This window comes from Salipiger sp., assembly GCF_059781815.1.
Map to the genome: position 1 here is coordinate 24,690 of NZ_JBYNAH010000003.1, position 23,432 is coordinate 48,121.

Here is a 23,432-nt window from a genome sequence, read left to right on the forward strand (position 1 = left end):
CAAAACGAAACGGATTGATGCGCCTGTCCGGGCCGAGGGGCGACAGGGCGCGCACCGCTGCCTCAAGCCAAAAAAACGAAGGGGGCGCGAACGCCCCCTTCGTGAATGGTGTCCGGAAGCGCCCCTAGCCGCCCAGCAGACGCGGGACGAAGAGCGTCAGCGCCGGGATCATCAGCAGGATCGCGACCCGGATCACCTCGGCCCCGAGGAAGGGCATGACGCCGCGGAACACCGTGGCCATCCTGGTGTTCTGCGCCAGCGAGGCGATGATGAACACGTTGAGCCCCACCGGCGGGGTGATCAGCCCCAGCTCCACCACGATCAGGGCCAATATGCCGAACCAGATCTTCAGGCTGTCATTGTCCATGCCGAAGGCGGCGGTGTCGGCGGTGACGAAATCGCCGCCGTTGAGCGCGATCAGCGTCGGCCAGAAGAACGGCACCACCACAAGGATCATCGCGAGGCTCTCCATGAAACAGCCGAGGATGACGAAGATCACCAGCATGATCACCAGCACCAGCATCGGGTCGAGCCCGCTGGTGGCGGCCCATTCGCTGAGCGCCTGCGGCAGGCCGGTGCGGGTGAAGAAGCCCTTCAGCACCTCGGCGCCGAACAGGATCAGGTAGATCATGCCGGCGGTGATCGCGGTGGCGCGCACCGCGCGCACCAGCCCCGCGAGCCCGAGCCCCTCGCCGGTGATCCAGCGCAGGATCAACCCGTAGACGGTGATCGCGAAGACGCCGATCGATGCGGCGGGGGTGGGGGTGAAGAGGCCGAAGCCAAGGCCGAGGATGATCGAGCCGAAGATCGCGATGACCGGGATCAGCCGGCGCAGGGCGACGCGGCGCTCCTCGCGCTCCATCGGCTTGGGCTCAGGGGCGAGCGAGGGGTTCAGCTTCACCGAGACCGCGATCACCAGGATGAAGCCCACGACTGCCAGAAGGCCGGGGATCACCGCCGCCTGGAACATCTTGAGGATCGAGCCCTCGACGATGATGGCATAGATCACCAGCGCCACCGAGGGCGGGATCAGGATGCCCAGCGTGCCGCCGGCGGCAAGCGCGCCCGAGGCGAGGCGGGGATCGTAGCCGAGCTTGCGCAGCTCGGGCAGGGCGACCTTGCCCATGGTGGCGGCGGTGGCCAGCGACGAGCCGCAGACCGCGCCGAAGCCGCCGCAGGCGGCGACCGCGGCCATCGCCACGCCGCCGCGCAGCCGCGATAGAAGCGCCTCGAGCCCCTTGAACAGGTCCGACGAGAGCCGCGCTTCGGCGGCGATGTAGCCCATCAGGACGAAGAGCGGCACCACCGAGAGATCGTAATTGGCGACGTTCTCCCAGAGCAGCGACTTGAACTGCCGGATATAGGGCACGAAGCGCACGAAGGGCACGACAAGGCTCAGCACCCAGGTGCCGCCGATGCCCACCACGATCATCGCGATGCCCACGGGCATGCGCAGGAGCAGCAGCAGGAACAGGACGGCAAGGCCGAGGATGCCGATGGTGATGGGATCAAGCATGGCGCACCTCGCCGCGGATCTGGGCCAGCGCGACAAGGGCCCAGAGGACCATCGACGCGATGCCGGGAATGTAGAACGGCCAGACCGGCCAGTTGAGCACCGAGGTCACAGCGGCATCATCGCGCGCCTCGACCATGCCGAAGACCATCCAGTAGGCGAGAAACAGCGCCATGCCGGCGGTCAGCAGCAGCCAGACCCGGTCGATCATGCGCTGCACCACCGCCGGCAGCCGCTCCATGAACAGCTCGACCGAGACGTGGCCGCGATTGGCCTGGCAGAACGGGAAGAACATCAGCGCCACGCAGCTGATCGAGAGCTGCACGAAATCCTCGTAGCCCGGAAGGCCCGAGACGCCCGAGCCCATCAGCCGCGCGATGCGGTCGAGGATGAAGGCGCTGGTGTTGGTGGTGGTCACAAGGACGATGATCAGGAGGATGACGCCTCCGAGCAGCGCGAACACGTCGGCTGCACGCCAGAGAATGGCATTCATGAGTGCCTCCCTCGGAAATCACTGGAGACGGGAGGGGCAGCCGGCCCCTCCCGCGCGGTGTTCAGCCGCAGGACGGCTTAGCGCTCGGCGTGGGCCGCGGCCACGGCGGCGCGGGCGCCTTCGACCAGAGCCGCACCGTCGATGCCCTTGGCGGTCACCTCGTCGATCCACTGCTGCACGACCTGTTCGCTGACCGCATCGAACTTCGCGGCCTCGTCCTCGGAGAGGATGATGCGCTCGACACCGGCGGCTTCGAGCGCCGCGATGCCCGGCTCTTCGAAGCCTTCCCAGAGCTCGCCGATCTCGCGCGCGACGTTCATGCCGGAGTTGGCGTCGATGATCGCGCGCAGGTCTTCGGGCATGTCCTCGTAGATGTCCTTATTCATCGCGAGCATGAACACCGAGGTGCCGAAGCGGTCGCCGTCGGGAAGCTCGGTGGTGTACTTGTCGAGTTCCTGAAGGTTGAGCGCGGGAACGATCTCGTAGGTGGTCAGAGCGCCGTCGACCACGCCCTTGGCCATCGCCTCGGGCAGGGACGGGACCGGCATGCCGACCGGCTCGGCGCCCATGCCGGTGATCTCCCACGCGCCGGTGCGGCCCGGGGTGCGGAGCTTCATCCCCGCCACGTCCTCGAAGCTGCGGACCGGCTTGCTCGAGGTGTGGATCAGGTTGCCGTCATGGCTGTGCAGGAACAGCACCTTCACATCCTTGAAATCCTCGGCAAGCATGTCGATCGAGGCGTTCAGGGCGACGGTCGTGTCCGAGGCAGAGCCGGCATGGACCAGCGGAAGCTCGAAGACCTCGCTGCGCGGGAACACGCCCGGGGTATAGCCCAGAAGGCTCCAGACGATGTCTGCGGCGCCGTCGCGGACCTGGCCGTAAAGCTCGTTGGGCTTTCCGCCCATGGCCATGGACGGGGCGATCTCGACAGCGATGCGACCGTCACTTTCGGCCTCGATCTTCTCGGCCCAGGGTTCGAGCATGTTCTTGTGGGCGCTGGAGACCGGCGGCAGGAAGTGATGCAGGATCAGCGTCACCTCCTGCGCGGTCGCGGCGGTGCCCATCGCGGCGGCAAGCGCAGCGGCACTGATGATTTGCGTGAATCTGGTCATCCATTCCTCCATCTGGATGGTGTTTGCCCCTCTGAGGCAAATAGTATGTAGGCTTATTATAACGTGCAGGGGGATGGTTGGGTCAACCGGAAATTTGCATACTTATTACATGTATCTAGTGCAATGAATGTATTGGGTTTCCTGCTGAAACCGGCGGATTTGCCGCAGATTTGTTCGCGCATGGCGGCGGAATCAGCCAAGGGCGGGGACTGCGCGAAACAGCGGCGCGCGGGGAGGCGGAGGAACCCGGCCGCGACCGATCTCGTTGGTCTGCAAACCGACGGGAGAAGACGCATGAGCAAGACGAACCAGTCGACCGCACGAAAGCCTTCGGCACGCAAATCGACCAAATCGGGCAAGAGCGCCTCGCGCAAGGCCGAGCGCGACGAGGCCATCGCTCCGGTCAGCAATCTCGAAAGCCGGGTCGAGTCCTACCGAGAGCTGTGCCGTGCCTTCGTCAAATACCCCTGCGTGATGCGGCCCTCGGCGCTGCAGGGCTTCGAGCGGCGTCTGCATGTGCGCGACACGATCGTCGAGGACCACGCGGTGCGCATCGACGAGAAGGCGGAGGGCGCCAAGGAGAAGTTCGAGGAACTGGCGGACTCGTTGTTTTCGTTTTTCCGGGGCACCTCGTTGCTGTTCCACCGCGACATGCTGGGCGAAGACGAGCGCATGCCGACGGTGCTGGCGCTGGGCGATGTCCATCCCGAGAATTTCGGCATCATGCCGAACGCGGACAACGTACCGATCTTCGGCGTGAACGATTTCGACGACGTGCTCTACGCCCCCTTCACCTGGGATCTGAAGCGCGGCGCGACGGGCTTCCTCATCGCCTCGGAAGAGGTCGGCGGCCACAAGAAGAAGCTGCGCAAGAAAATCACCCGCAAGTTCCTTGAGGGCTACCGCGAGGGCATCGCCTTCTACGCCCGCCACGACAAAGAGGCGAGCCAGCAGATGCGCGCCGACAACAGCCCGGACGTTGTAAAGCGGATGTTCAGGAAAGCCGCCAAGAGCCGCAAGAAATGGCTTTGGGACCGCTACCTCAACGAGAACGGCCGCGGCTTTCCGGCCAACGAGGAGTTGACCCCGATCTCGACGCGGATCCCCGAGTTCCAGGGCTATGTGAACGAGGTGGCCAAGCAGAACGGTATCGAGCCGTCGGGCCGCGCCGGGGAACTGAAGGTCAAGGATGTGTGTATCCGCCACGGGCAGGGCACCGCATCGCTTGGATTGCCGCGCTACTACTGTCTCATCGAGGGGCCGAGCAAGGATGCCACCGACGACCTCATCGTCGAGTTCAAGCGCGCCCGCCGCTCGGCGCTCGAAGGGCTGGTGCCGGAGAACGACTTCTTCGCCGGGCGCGAGGGCGAGCGGATCGCGCACGGGCAGGCGGTGCACCTTGCCAATGGCGACGTGTTCTATGGCAGCGTCGAGACCGACGGCATGAGCTTCATGTCGCGCGAGCGCGCGCCGTTCCGCGATGACATCGACCTGGACGACCTGTCGGACAAGAGCTGGAAGCAATACGCCCATGCCTGTGGGCTGGCGCTGGCGCAGGCGCATGCGCGCTCGGACGATGCCGGCGAGCTCGATTACCGCATCGAGCCGCGCATCCTCGAGGCGATGGAGCCCAACGACCTCTTCATCGACGATATCCTCTGTTTCGCGCGCGCTGCGGTGAAGCGGATCAAGAGCGATCACGCCTTTTACAGGCGCGACCTCAAGCTTGGCGCCTTCAACATGTCGCAGAAGCGCTACCGCTGACGCTGCAAGAGCTGCCTCCGCGCGAGGGCGTCGCGTGGTCAGATGCACTGATTTCGCGCGAAAGCGTGTAATAATGTTTGTATATGTTCGAATCTGGTGTATCGCTCTTGCATGCGAAAGACTGGACTGGACATAGTGGCGTGGCAGACCCCTCTGAAACCGGCCTTCGGCGGCGCCGGGCGCGCGGTGGCACGCGCATGACGGCGCGGATCGAGGCGGTGGCCTTCGACATCGACGGCACGCTGGTCGACAGCGAGCCGTTGCATCTGGACGTGTTGAAACAGGTCTGCTCCGAGACCGGCGTCGATCTGGCTGGGCTGGCCGACGACCATTTCCACGGCGTGCATCTCGACGATGTCTGGCACGGGCTGGCACCGCGCCGCCCGTCGACGCTGACCCACGCAAGCTGGACCGCGCGGATCATCGACGTCTATTGCGCACGGGCACATGAACTCGCGCCGCTTGCGGGGATGGAGGCGCTGCTCGACGCGCTCGAAGCGACGGGGCTGCGGATGGTCTGCGTCTCGAATTCCGGGCGGCGGGTGGTCGATGCCAATATCGCGGCTCTGGGCATCGCCGGGCGGATGGAGTTCACCATCAGCTTCGACGACGTGACCAACGGCAAGCCGCATCCCGAACCCTACGCCAGCGCCGCGCAGCGGCTCGGCCTCGCCCCGGCGCAGCTCGCTGCCATCGAGGACAGCCCGACCGGCGCACGCTCGGCCCGCGAGGCGGGGCTGCGGGTGCTCGGGATCGCCACGGAGATGCCGCAGGTGCCCGGTGCCGAGCTCACCGTGACCACGCTCGACCGGCTGATCGGGCCGCTGCTCGGCGACCGTCACCCCCAGTAAGAAACCGCCGGCGGGGCCGGCAGAAGGAGCGACTAGCAATGAAGATCGGAACCGACCTCGCGGGGAAACGCGCCATCGTAACCGGCGGGGCCAAGGGCATCGGCGCGGCGATCTGCGCGACGCTGGCCGAGCATGGCGTCACGGTGGCGATCGCGGATCTCGACAAGGAGGCCGCTTGCGAGACGGCCGCGGGGCTGGGCACGCAGCATGTGGGCCTCGGCATCGATGTGCGCAAGCGCGACAGCGTCGAGGCCGCCTTTGCCGAGGCCGCCGAGGCGCTGGGCGGCTACGACATCCTTTGCGCAAATGCCGGTGTCTCGACGATGAACCGCGCCATCGACCTCACCGACGAGGAATGGGACTTCAACCTCGACGTCAACACCCGGGGCGTCTTTCTCACCAACCAGATCGCCGCGCGCCAGTTTCTCGCTCAGGGCTCTGGCGTGATCGTCAACACCGCCTCGCTCGCCGCCAAGATCGGCGCGCCGCTGCTGGCGCATTACTCGGCCTCGAAATTCGCAGTGCTGGGCTGGACGCAGGCGCTGGCGCGAGAGCTGGCGCCGAACGGCATCCGCGTCAACGCGGTCTGCCCGGGCTTCGTGCGCACCGGGATGCAGGAGCGCGAGGTCGCGTGGGAGGCCGAGCTGCGCGGCATCACCCCCGAAGCGGTGGTCGCCGATTATGTAGGGCAGACGCCGCTCGGCCGGCTCGAGGAACCCGAGGACATCGCCACGCTGGTGGCCTTCCTCGCCTCGGAGGCCGCGGGCTTCATGACGGGGCAGGGGATCAACGTCACCGGCGGGGTCTACACGACCTGAGTGCGGGCCGGGCGGGGGCTCAGGCCTCCGCCACGATCACCTCGACCTCGGCGGCGCGGAGCCCGTCGGCGAGCTTGCCCCCGGGCGCGCGGTCGGTCACCAGCGCGTCGAACTGGTCGAGCGCTGCGATCTGCACCAGCGCCATCTCGTCGAATTTCGAGGAATCCGCGAGCACCACGCGCCTTGTGGCGCGCGCCATGTAGGCGCGTTTGATCTCGGTATCCTCGATCGAATAGTCGAACACGCCGCTTGTCGAGATCGACGAGATCCCGATAAAGGCAATGTCGAACCAGAGCTTGTTGGCCTGCTCCAGCGCGATCGGGCCGACCATGGATTTCTCGTTCGGGCGCAGCCGCCCCCCCAGCAGGTAGACCTCGGCCTGCGCGTCGAGCGCCGCAATGCGCAGGTTGTTGGTGAACAGGCGGTGCTGCGGGTTGGCGACCAGCAGCCGGCCCAGCTCATAGGTCGTGGTGCCGACATCGAGCGCGGTGATCTGGCCCGGCTGCACCAGCGCCGAGGCCGCCCGCGCGATCCGCGTCTTGGCATCGGTGTGGCGCTGCAGGCGTTCGTCGAAGAACGGCTCGTTCACCGCCGGCGCCTCGCTGTCGGCAGTGGCGATGGCGCCGCCATGCTTGCGCCGCAGGTCGCCACGCTCTTCCAGCTCCACCAGATCGCGGCGCACGGTCATCTCGGAGACGCCGAACGCCTCGGCGAGATCGGCGCAGGACATGAAACCGTTCTCCCGCACCATCTGAGAGATGCGGTCCTTGCGGACATGGCCGATCAGCTTGCCGCGCGGTCTGGACGTCTCGGTCGTCATCGTCTGCCTGCTCCTCCTGCTGGCCCGCCCGCCCCGCCTGGCCGGGCGCTTCGGTCGGCACTGCCCGGCGCGCGACTGGCGCTGAACCGCGCCTCTTGCGCTCCCCCTTGCTCATCCTTGTTGGAAAACGTTCGGCTTTCAACGCGGAGTGACGGGAGATGTGCCTTCCTGATGCTTTTGGGCGACGCGTCTAGCAGCCTCGCCCGGCGTGTCAAACCTCTGCCGCGCGCTTGCGGTGGAAGAACGGCTTCAGCGTCTCGTAGAGGGCGCGGAAATCCTCGTAGCCCGCGGCGTGCAGCGCGGCGGCGTCCGGGTCGGGCTGGTAGACCTCGCCATATTCCACGAGGTTCGAGATGTCCTGCCACTGTGCCGCGCCGGAGGCAACCGCGGCCACCCAGGCCGCGCCCGCGCAGGAGCCGTATGCGTTGCCCAGCACCTGCACCGGGCGCCCGGCCACGTCGGCCATGATCTGCATCCAGACCCGGCTCGCGCTGCCGCCGTCGGAGGCATAGAGCGTGCGCGGGCGGTGTCCGATCTCCTCGAGCACCTCGAGATGGTGGCGGAAGGCATAGGCCACCGCCTCGAGCAGCGCGCGCCAGAGATGGCCACGACTGTGGTTGAGCCCGAGCCCGGTGAAGGTGCCGCGCGCCAGCGGGTCGTGGATCGGGGTCTTTTCCCCGAGGAAATAGGGCAGGCACAGCACGCCGTCGCTGCCCGGAGGCACCTCGGCGGCCAGCCGGTCGAGGGTCACGTGGGGCTTCTCGGCCCCCGGTTCGGGGATTAGCAACGCGGAGAACCAGTTCAGCGCCGATCCCGTCGCCGCCATGCAGCCATTGGGGGCGTAGAGCCCGGGCACGAGGTGGTAGTCGAGGAACAGCCGTGGGTCGGGGCGCACGGCGTCGGAGATCACGATGATGTCGCCGGCGCCGCCGAATTTCAGCAGCACGTCGCCGGGCGCGGTCAGCCCTGCAGCCAGCGCCGAGGCGATGTGATCGGCGGCACCGCCAAAGACCGGCAGGCCGGCGGGCAGCCCGGTGGCCGCGGCTGCCGCCTGCGTCACGCTGCCGATCACGTCATGCGAGGCATGTTTCGGCGGGATCGCCTCGGGGGGCAGGTGGGCGAGCGCCACGAGATCATCGGCGACCGCATGATCCTCGAGGTCGATGAAGCCGGCCTCGAGCGCCCAGTTGTGCTCGACCCCGCGATGGCCGGTCAGGCGCCAGTTGATGAAATCGTAGGAGCCGAACACCGTGGCGATCCGGGCGAAGACCTGCGGCTCGTGCCGCTCGATCCAGCGCAGCTTGGTCGCCACGAGCTGTTGGTTGATGCCGTTGCCGGTGCGGTCGAGAAAGCCCGCCTCGGGGATCTCGGCGGCCAGGTCCTGCACCTCGGCGCCGCAGCGCCCGTCGCTTTGCTGGATCGACGGGCGCAGAAGCGCGCCGTCGGCATCGAGCAGCACCACCGCCGGCAACATGCCGGTGACGCAGAGGCCGCGCAGCGTGGCGCCTTCGGGCAGGGCGGTCATGATCTCGGCCAGCACGGCGCAGGCGTTGGACCACCACTCTTCGGGGTCTTCCTCGGCCCAGCCGTAATGCGGCGACGACAGCGTCACCGGGCGGCTCGCGGTGGCCACGACCTGCGTCGGCACGGCCACCAGCGCGGCGATGGTGCTGGTGGTCCCGATATCGAGCCCGATGACGTAATCGTTTGGCATTGAAGGCCTCTTACAGGCTGTCGACCACGTCCATGAAGCGCTTCACCCGGTCGGCGTCAACCTTGTTCCAGGTGTCGCCATCGACCTTGAAATGAGTGCCGATGACGCAGCCGTCGGCGATCGACATGACCTCGCGCACGTTGTCGATCTTGACGCCGGTATTGGCGAGAAGCGGGGTGTCGGGCACCGCCTCGCGCACCTTGCGCAGGTCCGAGGTTTCCGCCGACTGGCCGGTCAGCGGGCCGGAGACGAGGATCGCGTCGGCCAGCGACGAGAACACCGCGCTCTTGGCGCGCAGCTCGATCGGGCGGCTGTCGATGGAGGAGGCGAACTCGGCGTTGATGTTGAACAACAGCTTGAGATCGTCGCAGCCGAGGTTGCGGCGCAGGCGCAGCGCCTCGCCGGCATTGGGCTCCCAGAGGCCCATGTCAGAGGCGAAGAGCCCGGTGAAGATCTCGCGCGCAAAGCTGGCGCCGGTGGCGTTGGCCATCGCCACGGTGCCCACCGGATCCCACAGGTAGTTGACCCCGAACGGCACTTTCAGCATCGGCTTCACCGCCATCACCACTGCGGTCATCGCGGCCAGCGATTGCGGGCAGGCCTTGAGCTGGTAGGGGCGGTCGTTTTCATTTCCGAACATGATGCAATGCACGCCACCGGCCTGCAGCTTCTCGATGTCCTCGGCGACCTCGTCGATCAGCTTCGCCATGCCGCCATCGGAATCATAGAGCGGCGACCCGGGCAGCGCGCCGATATGGGCCATGGCGATGACGCCCTTCTTGTTGGCCCCGAAGAATTCAAGTGTCATGACTCACTGCCTTTTCCCTGTGGGCCGGGCGCGTTCTGGCCCGGCGGTGCTGTCCTGTCCCGCCCGCCGCCCAGAGGCGCGGTGCGGTTTGCTTGCAAAAGCATCGTGTTGAAACGGTTCTCACAAAAACAAACAAAAACGCAAGAAAATTCGATCATTTTTGTTGCGCGATGCGCTGTGCCGTGGAAACCTTGATGAAAATTCGGGACGACGAACAATGACGCACAGGGTGAACCGCCAGATTTCGGGGGCGACATGAAGGGCCGGCGCGCAAGCGTGGCGATCCGGCACCTGATCCTTGCCGGCTTCTCGGCGAGCATCGCGCTGCCGCTTCTGTGGGTGCTGCGGGTGAGCCTCACCGACAAGCTCACCGCCTACAAGCTGCCGCCCGAGATCGGGCAGGTGGGTCTGCACAACTTCGTCGAGGTGCTCACGCAGTACGATTTCACCCGCTGGTTCGGCAATTCGGTCTTTGTCGCGGTGCTGGCGACGGCGATCTCGCTGCCCGCCGCCGCGATGATGGCCTATGCCACTGCGCGCTTCCGCACCGGGGGCTGGCCGCTGATGATGATGGTTCTGGCGAGCCAGATGATCCCGCCGATCGTGCTGGTGCTGCCGATGTTCCTCGTCTTCACCACCCTGATGCCGGTGCCCGGCATCATCGCGATCACCATCGCGCATGTGGCGATCAACCTGCCGTTCATGGCGTGGATCATGATTTCCTTCTTCGACGAGGACAGCCGCTCGCTGGAAGAGGCGGCGCGCTGCGACGGCGCCACGCGCTGGCAGGCCTTCACCAGGGTGACGATTCCGGTGGCAATGCCCGGCATCATCGCCGCGGGTCTGCTCGGCTTCATCATGAGCTGGAACGAGTTCCTCTACGCGCTGATCCTCGGCAACCACTCGAGCCAGACGCTTGCGGTCGGGCTCGCCTCGCTCGAGACCCATGCAGGGGTCAATATCGCGCCGCTCGCCGCGGCCACGCTTCTGGCGCTGGCGCCGGTGCTGATCTTCCTGCCGTTCCTACAGAAATACCTGATCAAGGGGTTGTCGCTCGGCGCCCTGAAATGACCCGGCAGCAAGACCGGGAGCCCCGTTCAACAAGGAGACACGAGATGAAGACTACCATGCTTACCTCGCTCAGCGCGCTGGCGCTGACCGCCGCCGCGGCGCAGGCCGAGACGGTCAACATCCTGATGGAGGCGGTGCCGGACACCACCTATATCCAGGAGCTTCTGCCCGAGTTCGAAGAGGCCACCGGCATCGACGTGAACCTCGAGGTGGTGAACTACGCCGAGATGCACACCAAGCTGGTGCCGCAGCTTGTCGCCAATTCCGGCAGCTACTCGGCCATCGTGGTGGATTTCTACTGGGTCGGCGAGTTCTTCAAGGCGGGCTGGATGCAGCCGCTCGACGAGCGCATCGCCGCAGACGGCTTCGACACCTCGGTCTACGTGCCCGCGATGATGGATCTCGTGGGGCAGGTCGAGGGCACCACCTACATGCTGCCCTTCTACAACTACGCCATGGGGCTGCTCTACCGCACCGACCTGCTCGAGGACGAGGCCAACAAGGCCGCCTACATGGACGCGTTCGGCACCGAACTGAAAAAGCCCGAGACCTGGGACGAGTATCTCCAGCAGGTGAAGTTCTTCACCAAGGATGGCTCTTACGGCGTGGTGAACCAGGGCCTGCGCCCCGATCCCATCGCGATGGAATGGTCGAACTACCTCTTCGCCAAGGGCGGCGCCTTCATCGACGATGGCTGGCACGCGGTGTTCAACTCGCCCGAGGGTGTGGCGGCGCTTGACGACTACATCACCAACCTCAACGAGTACGGCCCGGTGGGCGCGGCCAGCTTCTCCTTCGACGAGGCGTTCAACGTCTTCAGCCAGGGGCAGGCCTACAGCTACATCACCTACAACTTCTTCCGCGCCGCCGTGGACGATCCCTCGGGCTCGGCTATCGTCGGCAAGGGCGAGATCATGGGCGTGCCGGGCCAGACGCCGGAAGAGGGTGGTTCGCTCAACGGCGCATGGGGCTGGGCGATCCCGAAATCCTCGCCCAATGCCGATGCGGCTTGGGAATTCCTGAAATGGGTCGAAAGCCCGGAGATCGCCAAGAAGCGCGCGCTGCTCGGCGGCTCGCCGACCCGGCTCGACGTGTTCGACGACGCCGAGGTGGTCGCCAAATACCCGCAGACCGCCGACCTGAAGGAGCTGCTGCTGGGATCGCACAACTTCCCGACCTTCACCTACACCCCGCAATTCGTCGAGGTGCTGGGGCGTGAGCTGTCGCTCGCCGTTTCGGGAGAGAAGACCGCGCAGGAAGCGCTCGATACCGCGGCGGCCGAGTTCGACGAGCTCGCCATCAAAGACGGCCGTCAGGAGTAACCCCGCCTCATGGCGCATGCGACGACCATGGAACGAGAGAACCGGCGCTTCGGCTGGCTGCTGACAGCGCCGGGTCTCCTCCTTCTTGCGGCGGTGGTCCTGTTCCCGATCGTCTGGGCTGGGATCACCTCTTTCTACAATTACTCCCTGATCTTCCCCGGCTACGACGATTTTGCCGGGCTGGGGAACTATGCCAAGGCGGCCAATGACGGCGAGTTCCTGCACTCGGCCTGGATCACGCTGCTTTTCGTCGTGGCGGTGGTCGGCATCCAGTTCGTCGCGGGCTTCCTCGTGGCGCTGATGCTGAACGACGCAAGGCGCGGCAAGACGGTCTATTACCTGATCCTGCTCTGCCCGCTGCTGATCAACCCGGTGGTGGTGGGCCTGATGTGGCGGATGATCCTGCACCCGACGCTGGGCATCGTGAACTGGCTTCTGGGCACAATCGGGATCGAGCCGGTCAACTGGCTCGGGGCGCCGGACATGGCGTTCTGGACGGTGGTGCTTGTCGATATCTGGCACCAGGTCTCGTTCATGGTGGTGCTGCTTCTGGCCGGGCTCAGCTCGCTCCCGCCCGAGCCCTACGAGGCGGCACGGATGGACGGGGCGACGGCGTTCCAGCGCTTCTGGCACATCACGCTGCCGATGATGAAGCCGGTCATCGTGGTGACGCTGCTCATTCGCATGATCTTTGCCATCAAGACCTATGACATCATCTACATCATGACCCGCGGCGGCCCCGGCGTGGCCACCGACCTCATCTCCTATTTCATCTATCGGCGCGCCTTCGTGAGCCTCGATCTGGGCGAAGCCTGCGCCATGGCGGCGATGCTTCTCATCGTGATCGCGGGCATGACCGCCGTGCTGTGGCGCTCGATGCGTCAGGTTCAGGACTAAGACGTAATGGCATCCATCCAACTCAACTCCGTTTCGCGCATCTACGGGCAGGGGGCCTCGGCGGTCCACGCGGTCAAGGGCATCGACCTCGAGATCGAGGACGGCGAGTTCATGATCTTCCTCGGCCCCTCGGGCTGTGGCAAGTCCACGACGCTGCGGATGATCGCCGGGCTCGAGCCGATCTCGCAGGGGGATCTGCTGATCGACGGCCAGCGCGTCAACGATGTCGACCCGGCCGAGCGCGACCTTGCCATCGTGTTCCAGAACTACGCGCTTTATCCGCACATGTCGGTGCGGCAGAACATGGCCTTCGGGCTGAAGCTGCGCGGCACCCCGGCACCCGAGATCGACACCCGCATCTCCGGCGTGGCCGAGACGCTGGGCATCCGCCCGCTGCTCGACCGCAAGCCCTCGCAGCTCTCGGGTGGTCAGCGCCAGCGGGTGGCGCTGGGCCGGGCGCTGGTGCGCGAGCCGCGCGCCTTCCTGCTCGACGAGCCGCTGTCGAACCTCGACGCCAAGCTGCGCTCGGTGATGCGCACCGAGCTGATCAAGCTGCACCGCACGCTCGGGACCACGATGATCCACGTCACCCACGATCAGGTCGAGGCGATGACCATGGGCACCCGCATCTGCATCATGCGCGGCGGCGAGATCGTGCAGGTCGGCAAGCCGCAGGATGTTTATCGCGACCCGGCCGACACCTTCGTTGCGGGCTTCCTTGCGACCCCGCCGATGAACCTGATCCCGGCGCGGCTCGAGGCGTCGGGCGAGGCGCTGGTGGTCACCGCGCCGGGGCTGTCTGTGCCGGTGCCCGAGGTCTACCGCGCCGCCTATGCCCCCTATGCCGGGCGCGAGGTGATCTGCGGTATTCGCCCCGAGGATCTGTTCGAATCCCCCGAGGGCGCCGCACCGGCGGCCATCGACACCACCGTCGAGACGGTCGAGTCGCTGGGCCCCGAGACCATTCTGAACGTCCGCCTCGGGCAGGGCGGCGTCGAGCTGGCGGCCCGGCTTCCGGCCGAGGGCGACTGGGAGGTCGCAAGGCCGGTGCGGCTTTATGCCGACACCACGCGGATGCACCTTTTCGATCCCGAAACCACCCGGAAGATCCCGCGCTGACCGATGCTTTACGACGCTGCATTCCTGTCCGCGCTCGAGACCACGCTGCGCGCCGCGCTGCCGCGCTGGGGGCTGGCGCCGGACACGCCGCTGCGGCTGCTGACGGTCTCCGAGAACGCCACGTTCCTCGCCGAACCGCCGGTCGCGCGCATCGTGCTGCGGGTCCAGCGTCCGGGCTACAACTCCGAGGCCGAGATCCGCTCGGAACTGGCCTGGCTCGCAGCGCTGCGGGCCGAGCGGGTGGTGCCGACACCGGCTCCGATCCCGCTGACCGACGGCACGCCGCTGGTGCGCTGCGAGGTCGACGGCCTGCCGATCCTCATCGGCGCCTTCGCCTTCATGCCTGGCCATCCGCCTGACGAGGTCGGAGACCTCGTGCGCTGGTTCGACGATCTCGGCGAGATCACCGCGCGGCTGCACGACCACGCGCGCCGCTGGCCGCGCCCAGAGGGCTTCGTGCGGCGGGTCTGGAACTGGCAGAGCTGTATCGGCCCGGACGCCGACTGGGGCGACTGGCGGGGCGCGATCGGGCTCGAGCCCGAGGGCATCGCGGTGCTCGAGCGCACCGTGACGCGGCTGCGCGCGCTCACCGATGCCTACGGCACCGGGCCGGAGCGCTGGGGGCTCATCCATGCCGACATGAAACCGTCCAACCTGATGGCCGAGGGCGACCGGCTCGGGGTGATCGATTTCGACGATTGCGGCATGGGCTGGTACATGTTCGATTTCGCCGCCTCGGTCAGCCTCTACGAAGCCGACCCGCGCCTCGACGCGCTGCGCGCGGCCTGGCTTGAGGGGTACCGCCGGGTCGGTCGCGTCACCCCCGAGGACGAGGCCATTCTTCCCGCGCTGGTGATGCTGCGCCGCATCCAGCTGACCGCCTGGGTGGCCGGCCATTCCGAGACCCCGTCAGCGCAGCGCGCCGGCGCCGGCTTCACCGCGGGCACCGTCGCGCTCGCCGAGCGCTTTCTCACAGATCACGGATAGAGACATGCCAGAGATCAGCGAAGTCATCGAACTGAACCGCTTCGACGAGACCGCCCCGGTCGACGACCCGGCGCTCGCCGCGGCGCTGGCGCGGCGCAAGGCCACCTTCGGCGCGTCCTCGGTGCTGTTCTACGAAAAGCCGATCCGCATGGCCCGGGCGCGCGGCGCCTGGATGTATGACGAGGAGGGCCGCGGCTATCTCGACCTCTACAACAACGTGCCCTGCGTCGGGCATTCGCACCCGCGCGTGGCCGAGGCGATCGGGCGGCAGGCTGCGGTGCTCAACACCAACACGCGCTACCTCGTCGAGATCGTGCACGACTATGCCGAGCGCCTGCTGGCGGAGTTTCCCGCCGGGCTCGACAATGTCGTGCTGACCTGCACCGGCTCGGAGAGCAACGACCTCGCGCTGCGCATGGCCGAGAGCTTTACCGGCAAGCGCGGGGTGATCGTCACCGAGCTCGCCTATCACGGCAATTCCTCGACCACGACGGCGATCTCGCCGGGCTCGCGCTCGGACCGCTCGGTGCCCGACCACGTGCGCACCGTGCCGCCGCCCGAGGCCTTCCGCAGCGGCGATGCCGATCCCGGCGCCAGTTTTGCCGCCGCCGTGCAGGGGGCCATCGACGATCTCGAGGCGACGGGCCACGGGCTCTCGGCGCTGATCTTCGACACGATCTTTTCCAGCGACGGCGTCTATGCCGCCCCCGAGGGGCTGATCGCGCCCGCCGTCGCGGCGGTGCAGGCGGCGGGCGGGCTGTTCATCGCCGACGAGGTGCAGCCCGGTTTCGGGCGCACCGGCACGTCGATGTGGGGCTTCGGGGCGCATGGCGTCGTGCCCGACATCGTCACCATGGGCAAACCGATGGGCAACGGCTTTCCGATGTCGGGCGCGGTGACGCGGCCCGAGATCCTGACCGAGTTCTGTCGCCGGAATGCCGGCTATTTCAACACCTTCGGAGGCAATCCTGTTGCAGCGGTCGCCGGGCTCGCGGTGCTCGACATCCTGCGCGACGAGGGCCTGCTGGAAAACGCCCGCGTGATGGGAGAGCAGCTTCGGGCCGGGATCCGCGCGCTTCAGGGCGAGGGCTCGATCATCGGCGATGTGCGCGGGGCGGGCCTGTTCCTTGGCGTCGAGATCAGCATCCCGGGCACGCGCACGCCCGATGCCGCCGCGGCCCGCGCGCTGATCAACGGGCTGCGGGATCGCGGCGTCATGGTGGGCGCGACCGGGCCGTTCGGGAACGTGCTCAAGGTGCGCCCGCCGCTCTGCTTCGGCCCGGACGACGCCGCAGTGTTCCTTGGTGCGCTCGAAGAAACCTGTACGGCGCTTGCGCCCGGCTGACGCGCCGCCGATACGTCAAAGCGACGGCTGCTGCGCCGCGCAGCCAGCCGTCGCCTTGCGTGGCGGGAGGCGAGGCGCGCTTGCCTCTGATCGGCGGCGAAGTGGCGCGGCGCCGACTGCCGACACATCGGGAGGGAGATCCGATTTCGCGTCTGCGACAGGCGTTCCAAAGGGCGACACCGGCCATTGAGAAACAGACTGTTCTCAGTAATCTCTTCAAATTTGGCGAGAATGTGGCGTTAATGTCCCTTTAAGGATTATGTGCCTCTCGCTCGCGAACCGAGGCCGATTTCGATCTTTGGGGGCCTCGATGACGCCATTTGTGCTTTTCATGCTTCTGTTTGGCGGGCTGCTTGCCAGCGCGGGCTCTTCCGGAAGCGACGGCAGCGCCGACGGCGTGGATCTGGAACCGGAGATCGACACCGAGGAAGAGGACGGGCAGGAGCTGCTCGGAGCGGACGGTGACGACACCTTCGAGGGCGGTGCCGGAAACGACACGCTCAGCGGTGGCGCGGGTGCCGATGTGCTGACCGGCGGGGCCGGGGACGATCTCTACGATGGCGGCGACGGCAACGACAGGATCGCGGACAATCAGGGCTCCGATACCGCGTCGGGCGGCGCTGGCATCGATCTGATGCGGTTCACCGACGAGGAGCTCGGAGCGCCGGATGTCGTCGATGGCGGTGATGGCATCGATGCGCTCTGGGGCGACGATGGCGATACCCTGACCGGCGGCGCCAATGCCGATCTGTTCATCGTGCCGGTCGGGCAGGAGGGGGCGGAGCCGGTCACCATCACCGATCTCGATTTCACCCGCTTCACCGATCAGGAGGTGCCGGACCGGGTGGTCTTCGTCACGCCCGAAGGCGAGATCATCCCGCGCACTGCCTTCTTCGATGGCACCTATGTCCCGGAGGTGGTGGATCTTCCGGACGGAGAAGGAGCGAGCGTGCTCATCGACGGTCAGGCGGTGCTGAATGTCGAAGGCTACACCGCCGAGGAGCTGCTCTACGACACGATCTGGGTCGGCAACTTCGCCCCGGAGCTGACGGGCTTCTTCGACGGCGACGACGATCTGACCGGCACCGAGGCGGGCGATCAGATTTTCGCGGGCGACGGCACCGACACGATCACCGGCCTCGGCGGTGGCGACTATCTCGACGGTCAGGCGGGCGACGACCTGATCATCGGTGTCGACGGGCCGGGGGCCGAGGCGGTGGGCGACTCGCTGGTCGGCAACGCAGGCGACGACACGCTGCGCGGCGATGAGGGCGACGCGCTGGCCGGTGGTGTGGGCAACGACAGCTACGAGCTGGTGGTGCCGGACGGCGAGGGCGATTTCGAGCCGATGCGCATCTACACCTACGATCTGCAAGGCAACGATGGCGGCCGCGAGACGATCACCCTGGTACGCGCGGACGGCACGCCGCTGACGGCCGTCGAGGCGCTTGCCGGCGGCTCGGTCACCGAGGCCGAAGACGGCAGCGGCGCGGCGCTGGTGTTCAACGGCACGGTGATCGCGGTGGTCGAGGGCTTCGATGCCGAAGATCTCGGCGACCCGAGGAACTGGCTCGGCAATCTCGGGTCGGTCACGCCGGTCGTCACCGCGCTGCCGCTCTCCGACGCCACCGAGGTCACGGTGCTGTCGTCCTCCGGCACCGGCGAGGTCATGGACGAGGCCTATTTCGGCGGCAACATGGTGTTCAGCGTGAACACCATCGACGGCGTGCCGAAAGAGACCTTCGGGCCGGCGGCCGAGGCGCTCGACATCTCGCATCTGCGCTTTCCGGCCGGGCAGGGCGACGCCGGCGATCTCGAGGTGGATGGCGAGGGCTTCCTCAACATCCTTGTCATGGAGCAGGGCGCCGACGGTGAGTGGGACCTGCGCGACGAGGTGGTCGCGGCGCTCGACTGGGCGCGCGAGAACGATGCCCAGCTCACGCTGGTGCTGCCCACCAAGAACTACACCGTGGCCGAATACGAAGAGCTCGACGATGACATCGAGCGCTTCGCCGAGGCGGTGATGCGGGATTACGCCGACGTGGTCGAGGCCTTCGAGATCGGCAACGAGTACTGGAGCATGGGCGAGACCGCCTATGGCTCGAAGGCCGATGTCGCCGCCGGCGCGCTGGCCCGCGGCATGGAGGCGGCGGGGCTCGGGGAAGACGATCAGCCGGCGATCATCGTGCAGATGGCCTCGCCCTTCGCGGGCTCGGAGTACCACGTCTCGGTCGATGACCGGCCCTTCGCGCAACGGGTCGACCTGGCCAACCAGACCATCATCGACCAGCTCGGCGAAGAGGCGCGCGACGCCATCGACGGCGTGGTGGAGCACTACTATTTCGACAAGCAGGTGCTGGACTTCCAGGGCACCACCGGCGAGCTCAACTTCATCAACCGCGATTTCTCGACCTGGGACGAGGCCTTCGACAAGGAGCTCGACCTCTACATCACCGAGTGGAACGTGCGCACCTCGACGACCTCCGAGACCGGGCTGCGCTCGGCCTCGGTGATGCTCGAGATGACCTCGAACATGAGCGATCTCGGCGTCGATGCGGCGCATGTCTGGCCGGTGCAGCACAACACCCCCACCGATCTTGCCGGCAAGCAGCAGGAAGACGTGATCACCGATGCCGAGGGCCGGGTGATCAACACGGTCAACGGCGCGGCGTTCGACCTGATGTCGTCGAGCCTCGTGGGGCTCGAGGCGCTCGACACCGAGCTCTCGCTCGAGGATGGCAGCTTCACCTTTCACGCCTGGCAGAACGAGGACAGCACGGTTGTCTACGTGGCCTCGCGCGCCCTCACGACGATGGATCTCGAGCTCGACCTGTCGGAGCTGGTGCCCGACTACGTCGAGGCCTCGGCGACCAGGATCAGCGCCGACTTCTCGAGCAATTCCAGCGATGGCGTGCATTTCGTGCCGGGCGAAGGCTTCCAGGAAGCGCGCAGCATCCTGATCGACGGCCAGCGCTACTACATCAACGAGAACGACGTGCGCGCCGAGCTCACCGATCTCGAGATCGACGGCACCACCGTGCCGGTCACGCTGCGGCCCTTCGAGGTGATCGAGATCACCTTCGACACCACCGGCATCGAGCCGCCTGACGATGCCGAGGCCGAGGCCGAGGCGCCGGAAGGGCTGACCGTCACCGGCACGACCGGGGCCGACACGCTGACCGGGGGCGATGGTGACGACACGCTCGACGGGCTCGGCGGCGACGACAAGCTCGTGGGCGGCAAGGGCGACGACCGGGTGCTGGGCGGCGAGGGCAACGACCGGCTGCAGGGCTGGGGCGGCGACGACTCGCTGAAGGGCGCCGATGGCGACGACCAGATCTCCGGCAACCAGGGCGATGACACGCTGGTCGGCAGCCTCGGAAACGACACGCTGAACGGGGCCGAGGACGATGACGCGCTCAATGGCATGGTCGGTGACGACAGGCTCGTGGGCGGCAGCGGCGCCGACACGATGACCGGCTGGGCCGGCAGCGACATCTTCGCGCTCGGGGAGGGCGATCTCACGGGCGGCGACGTGGTGACCGATTTCACCCCGGGCGAGGACGTGATCGAGATCGACCTGCCGGGGATCAGCGGCCTCTCCGACGTGAGTTTCGTGGCCGGCGACGACGGCATCACGCTGCGCTTCGGCTCGCAGGGCAGCCTGCTCCTGCAGGGCGATTTGCGCATCGCCGATGTCAACGCGGCACGGAACTTTGTGTTCCTTTAGAGGCGGTAATCCGGGGCTGGGGGGGCCTGCCGGAGATGGCGGGCCCGGGCAGGCCGGCTTGCGTCTGGGCGGGCAGCGAGCGCCCCTAATAGGCAGCGCGTGACGCATCCTTATTCGGCGGTCCCTGCGGAACGTCCCTCATCGGGCGGCTCTTGTCAGCATCTCACCCGCCGGGGGTCGGGGCGAGCTCGACAATCCGTGTCACGATGGCGTCGTGATCCGAGAGTGGCCGGCCTGTTTCGTCGAGCGAGGAGCGGATCTCTGTCGGGCCAAGCGTCAGGCCGCGGGCGAGGAACCAGTCGAGCTTCATCTGACGCTCGGGCCAGCGGGTGATCAGGCTGGGCCGGGTGGTGGGCTGGTCCTCGGGGCCGCCATGGACAGTGAAGCCCGCCTCGCGGGCGGCGTCGAAGAGCCCTTCGGCGCGCCAGTCTCCGCCGGCATGGTTGCCGGTGTTGAGATCGCCGCCGATCAGCACCGGCAGGCCGGGGAAAGCCGCACTCAGCGCGTCGATCAACCCGCGCATCTGTCGCTCGCGATGCACGGCACCGCAGGCGCTTTCGAGATGGGTGGAGACGGCAACGAAGGGCCCGGCGGTCGTCGTGACGGTGGCGCCCACGGCGATGCGCTCGCCCAGTCGCGGCTGTTCTTCATCCGAAAACCATTGCCGCTCGCCACAGAGCCGCAGCGCGAAGGGATCGCGCAGCGCGGTCTTCGCCGCCAGTGCGTTGCCGTGATAGCCGCGCGCGTTGAAGGCGTCCTCGCAGAACTCGTGCTCGATGGGCGAGCCGAGCCCGAGTTCGAGGAATTCCACCGCGTAGGCGTAGGACATGCCGAGCTCACCTGCGATGTCGCGCGTGGTGTTGCGCTGGCCGGTGCGGGCCATGCCGTGATCCATCTCCGACAGCAGAAGCAGCTGACAATCGGCCAGTTTCTGCGCCGAGGCCTCGGGGAAGAGGCAGCGCTCGAGGTTCCACGCGCCCACGGTCAGCGGCAGCGCCAGCGGCGCGGGGGCCGCCGCGCCGCCGGTCTCGATGACGTTCATGCCTGGAACCGTCGCGATATGCGCGTCATGCGCGGCGATGGTCCGGGGCAGGGCGCGCAGGGCCAGATCGGCCGCAGTGGGGACCGGCAGCTCCGAGACGGTCTCGCGGATCATCACGCCGGCACCGCGACGGGCTGCGCCGCGGTCTCGATGCGGCGGCCGCTCTGGGCGTCGAAGAGATGCACGCGCGCGGGCGCGACGCCCAGATGCACGGTCTCGGGCAGGGGCGCTTCGCTGGTGTCGATCATCGCCAGAGCCTGATCGCCCACGTAGCCATGCACGATGCGCTGCGCGCCCAGCTCCTCGACATAATCGACCCGCATCGGCACGCCGCCGGGCGTCAGGCGCAGGTCCTCGGCGCGCAGGCCCAGCGTCACCGGCCCGGCCGCCTGCGCCACCGGCGCCAGCGCGTGGCCTTCGAGCCGAACCTGCCCGTTCTCCACATGGGCATCGAGCAGGCACATCGCGGGCGCGCCGATGAAGGAGGCCACGAAGGTCGAGGCCGGCGCGCGGTAGACCTCGAGCGGCGCGCCGATCTGCTCGACCCGGCCGCCATTGAGCACCACCAGCCGGTCGGCCAGCGTCATCGCCTCGAGCTGGTCGTGGGTGACGTAGAGCGAGGTGGTGCCGAGCCGCCGCTGCAGCTTGCGGATCTCCATCCGCATCGACACGCGCAGCTTGGCGTCGAGGTTCGACAGCGGCTCGTCGAACAGGAAAGCCGAGGGCTGGCGCACGATGGCGCGGCCCATGGCGACACGCTGGCGCTGGCCACCCGAAAGCGCGCGCGGCTTGCGGTCGAGATAGGGGCGCAGCTCGAGCATGCGCGCGGCCTCGGCGACGCGCTCCTCGATCACCGTTTTGCTCTCGCCGCGGTTCTTCAGCCCGTAGGCCATGTTGTCGCGCACGCTCATGTGGGGGTAGAGGGCGTAGTTCTGGAACACCATGGCGATGTCGCGCTCGGCGGGATCGAGCTGGTTGACCAGCCGCTCGCCGATGCGGATCTCGCCCTGGGAGATGGTCTCGAGACCGGCCACCATGCGCAAAAGCGTGGACTTGCCGCAGCCCGAGGGGCCGACCAGAACGATGAACTCGCCATCGCGGATCTCGATATTGACGTCGACCACCGCGGGCTGGGCGCTGCCGCCATAGGTCTTGCCGACATTGGTCAGGGAGAGATGTGCCATTACTTGTCGCTTTCCGTCAGGCCCTTGATGAACATGCGCTGGAAGATCACCACCACCGCAACCGGGGGGACCATCGCCAGCACCGCAAGGGCAAAGGCTTCGTTGTAATCGGGGATCTGGCTGCCGACCCAGACCTGCAGGATCGACTTGATGCCGCGCATGAGCGTGAAGAAGCTCTCATCCGTGGTCATCAGCAGCGGCCAGAGATACTGGTTCCAGCCATAGATGAACATGATGATGAAGATCGCCGACATCATCGTCTTCGACAGCGGCACCAGCACGTCGATGAAGAACTTCACCGGCCCGGCGCCGTCGATGCGCGCCGCCTCGAGCAGCTCGTCGGGCACCGAGCGGAAGAACTGCCGGAAGAAGAAGGTGCCGGTGGCCGAGGCCAGCAGCGGCACGATCAGGCCGGTATAGGTGTTCAGGAGGTGCAGCTCCGACATCACCTGATAGGACGGCATGATGCGCACCTCGAGCGGCAGAAGCAGCGTCGCGAAGATGGCCCAGAAGATCAGCGTGGCAAAGCGGAAGCGGAAATAGACCAGCGCATAGGCCGCCATCATCGAAAGCACGATCTTCCCGACGGCAAAGCCCAGCCCCATGATCATCGAGTTGGTCAGCATCAAGAGCCCGGTCACGTCCCCGGTAAAGCCGCCGCGGCTGGTCAGGACCTTGGTGTAGGTCTCGGCGCCGTGGCGGCCGGGGGTGAGGGCGAGGCCGTTGGAGTGAATGTCGATCGCCGCATGGGTCGAGGACATCAGCGCCATCACCACGGGCGTGCAGAGGAACAGCGCGCCGAGGATCAGGATCAGGTGGTCGAGGGGTTTGATCTTCTGCAT

19 protein-coding genes are annotated in these 23,432 nt (G+C 67.0%); 10 read left to right on the forward strand and 9 right to left on the reverse strand.

The window, feature by feature from the left end; all coding sequences use genetic code 11:
* Positions 1–124: 124 nt before the first annotated feature.
* From AC6RA4_RS00660 to AC6RA4_RS00670, 3 genes are all read right to left on the reverse strand, one after another.
* Positions 125–1,516: a TRAP transporter large permease gene (locus tag AC6RA4_RS00660; RefSeq protein WP_500156384.1), complete on the reverse strand. Its 1,392-nt coding sequence runs from the start codon at positions 1,514–1,516 to the stop codon at positions 125–127.
* Positions 1,509–2,006: a TRAP transporter small permease gene (locus AC6RA4_RS00665; RefSeq protein ID WP_500156386.1), complete on the reverse strand. Its 498-nt coding sequence runs from the start codon at positions 2,004–2,006 to the stop codon at positions 1,509–1,511. The genes AC6RA4_RS00660 and AC6RA4_RS00665 overlap by 8 nt, the downstream gene beginning before the upstream one ends.
* 77 nt (positions 2,007–2,083) lie before the next feature.
* Entirely contained in the window at positions 2,084–3,118 is a 1,035-nt protein-coding gene (locus AC6RA4_RS00670) for a TRAP transporter substrate-binding protein (protein ID WP_500156388.1), read from the reverse strand.
* Positions 3,119–3,412: 294 nt separating this feature from the next.
* Here AC6RA4_RS00670 and AC6RA4_RS00675 point away from each other — a divergent pair, with 294 nt between their 5' ends.
* From AC6RA4_RS00675 to AC6RA4_RS00685, 3 genes are all read left to right on the forward strand, one after another.
* On the forward strand, positions 3,413–4,882 hold the full coding sequence (locus AC6RA4_RS00675) for a DUF2252 domain-containing protein (protein ID WP_500156390.1): 1,470 nt from the start codon (positions 3,413–3,415) through the stop codon (positions 4,880–4,882).
* A 197-nt stretch (positions 4,883–5,079) separates the two neighbouring features.
* A complete protein-coding gene (locus AC6RA4_RS00680) occupies positions 5,080–5,733 on the forward strand; it encodes an HAD family hydrolase (protein WP_500156392.1) in 654 nt (217 codons plus the stop codon).
* A 38-nt stretch (positions 5,734–5,771) separates the two neighbouring features.
* Positions 5,772–6,551: an SDR family NAD(P)-dependent oxidoreductase gene (locus AC6RA4_RS00685; RefSeq protein WP_500156394.1), complete on the forward strand. Its 780-nt coding sequence runs from the start codon at positions 5,772–5,774 to the stop codon at positions 6,549–6,551.
* A 19-nt stretch (positions 6,552–6,570) separates the two neighbouring features.
* On the opposite strand, the gene AC6RA4_RS00690 is transcribed toward AC6RA4_RS00685, so the two are convergent.
* From AC6RA4_RS00690 to AC6RA4_RS00700, 3 genes are all read right to left on the reverse strand, one after another.
* Positions 6,571–7,371 carry a DeoR/GlpR family DNA-binding transcription regulator gene (locus tag AC6RA4_RS00690; protein ID WP_500156396.1) on the reverse strand — a complete coding sequence of 267 codons (801 nt, stop codon included), beginning with the start codon at positions 7,369–7,371 and terminating at the stop codon, positions 6,571–6,573.
* 211 nt (positions 7,372–7,582) lie between these two features.
* On the reverse strand, positions 7,583–9,085 hold the full coding sequence (locus AC6RA4_RS00695) for an FGGY-family carbohydrate kinase (protein ID WP_500156398.1): 1,503 nt from the start codon (positions 9,083–9,085) through the stop codon (positions 7,583–7,585).
* Positions 9,086–9,095: 10 nt separating this feature from the next.
* Positions 9,096–9,893 (reverse strand): BtpA/SgcQ family protein, encoded by a 798-nt coding sequence (locus tag AC6RA4_RS00700; protein WP_500156400.1) that lies wholly within the window; start codon positions 9,891–9,893, stop codon positions 9,096–9,098.
* Positions 9,894–10,148: 255 nt separating this feature from the next.
* Here AC6RA4_RS00700 and AC6RA4_RS00705 point away from each other — a divergent pair, with 255 nt between their 5' ends.
* The 7 genes from AC6RA4_RS00705 (at position 10,149) to AC6RA4_RS00735 (ending at position 20,364) form a co-directional block, all read left to right on the forward strand.
* Positions 10,149–10,964 (forward strand): carbohydrate ABC transporter permease, encoded by an 816-nt coding sequence (locus AC6RA4_RS00705; RefSeq protein ID WP_500156402.1) that lies wholly within the window; start codon positions 10,149–10,151, stop codon positions 10,962–10,964.
* A 44-nt stretch (positions 10,965–11,008) separates the two neighbouring features.
* Positions 11,009–12,286, forward strand: coding sequence for an ABC transporter substrate-binding protein (locus AC6RA4_RS00710; RefSeq protein WP_500156404.1), 1,278 nt, complete (start codon positions 11,009–11,011; stop codon positions 12,284–12,286).
* A gap of 9 nt (positions 12,287–12,295) precedes the next feature.
* Complete coding sequence (locus tag AC6RA4_RS00715) at positions 12,296–13,183, forward strand: carbohydrate ABC transporter permease (RefSeq protein WP_500156406.1); 888 nt, start codon at positions 12,296–12,298, stop codon at positions 13,181–13,183.
* 6 nt (positions 13,184–13,189) lie between these two features.
* Positions 13,190–14,302, forward strand: coding sequence for an ABC transporter ATP-binding protein (locus AC6RA4_RS00720; protein ID WP_500156408.1), 1,113 nt, complete (start codon positions 13,190–13,192; stop codon positions 14,300–14,302).
* Between the two features lie 3 nt (positions 14,303–14,305).
* Positions 14,306–15,289, forward strand: a complete 984-nt coding sequence (locus AC6RA4_RS00725; protein WP_500156410.1) for a phosphotransferase enzyme family protein — start codon at positions 14,306–14,308, stop codon at positions 15,287–15,289.
* Positions 15,290–15,293: 4 nt separating this feature from the next.
* The gene (locus AC6RA4_RS00730) at positions 15,294–16,634 is read left to right on the forward strand and encodes an aspartate aminotransferase family protein (protein WP_500156412.1); all 1,341 of its coding nucleotides are present in this window, start codon (positions 15,294–15,296) and stop codon (positions 16,632–16,634) included.
* 331 nt (positions 16,635–16,965) lie between these two features.
* Positions 16,966–20,364, forward strand: a complete 3,399-nt coding sequence (locus tag AC6RA4_RS00735; protein ID WP_500156431.1) for a calcium-binding protein — start codon at positions 16,966–16,968, stop codon at positions 20,362–20,364.
* Positions 20,365–20,527: 163 nt separating this feature from the next.
* On the opposite strand, the gene AC6RA4_RS00740 is transcribed toward AC6RA4_RS00735, so the two are convergent.
* Genes AC6RA4_RS00740 through ugpE form a run of 3 tightly spaced genes read right to left on the reverse strand, consistent with a single transcriptional unit; the run spans position 20,528 to position 23,432 of the window.
* On the reverse strand, positions 20,528–21,520 hold the full coding sequence (locus AC6RA4_RS00740) for an endonuclease/exonuclease/phosphatase family protein (protein WP_500156414.1): 993 nt from the start codon (positions 21,518–21,520) through the stop codon (positions 20,528–20,530).
* Positions 21,520–22,590 (reverse strand): sn-glycerol-3-phosphate ABC transporter ATP-binding protein UgpC, encoded by a 1,071-nt coding sequence (ugpC, locus tag AC6RA4_RS00745; RefSeq protein ID WP_500156416.1) that lies wholly within the window; start codon positions 22,588–22,590, stop codon positions 21,520–21,522. Before ugpC ends, AC6RA4_RS00740 begins: the two co-directional genes overlap by 1 nt.
* On the reverse strand, positions 22,590–23,432 hold the full coding sequence (gene ugpE, locus AC6RA4_RS00750; protein WP_500156418.1) for a sn-glycerol-3-phosphate ABC transporter permease UgpE: 843 nt from the start codon (positions 23,430–23,432) through the stop codon (positions 22,590–22,592). Before ugpE ends, ugpC begins: the two co-directional genes overlap by 1 nt.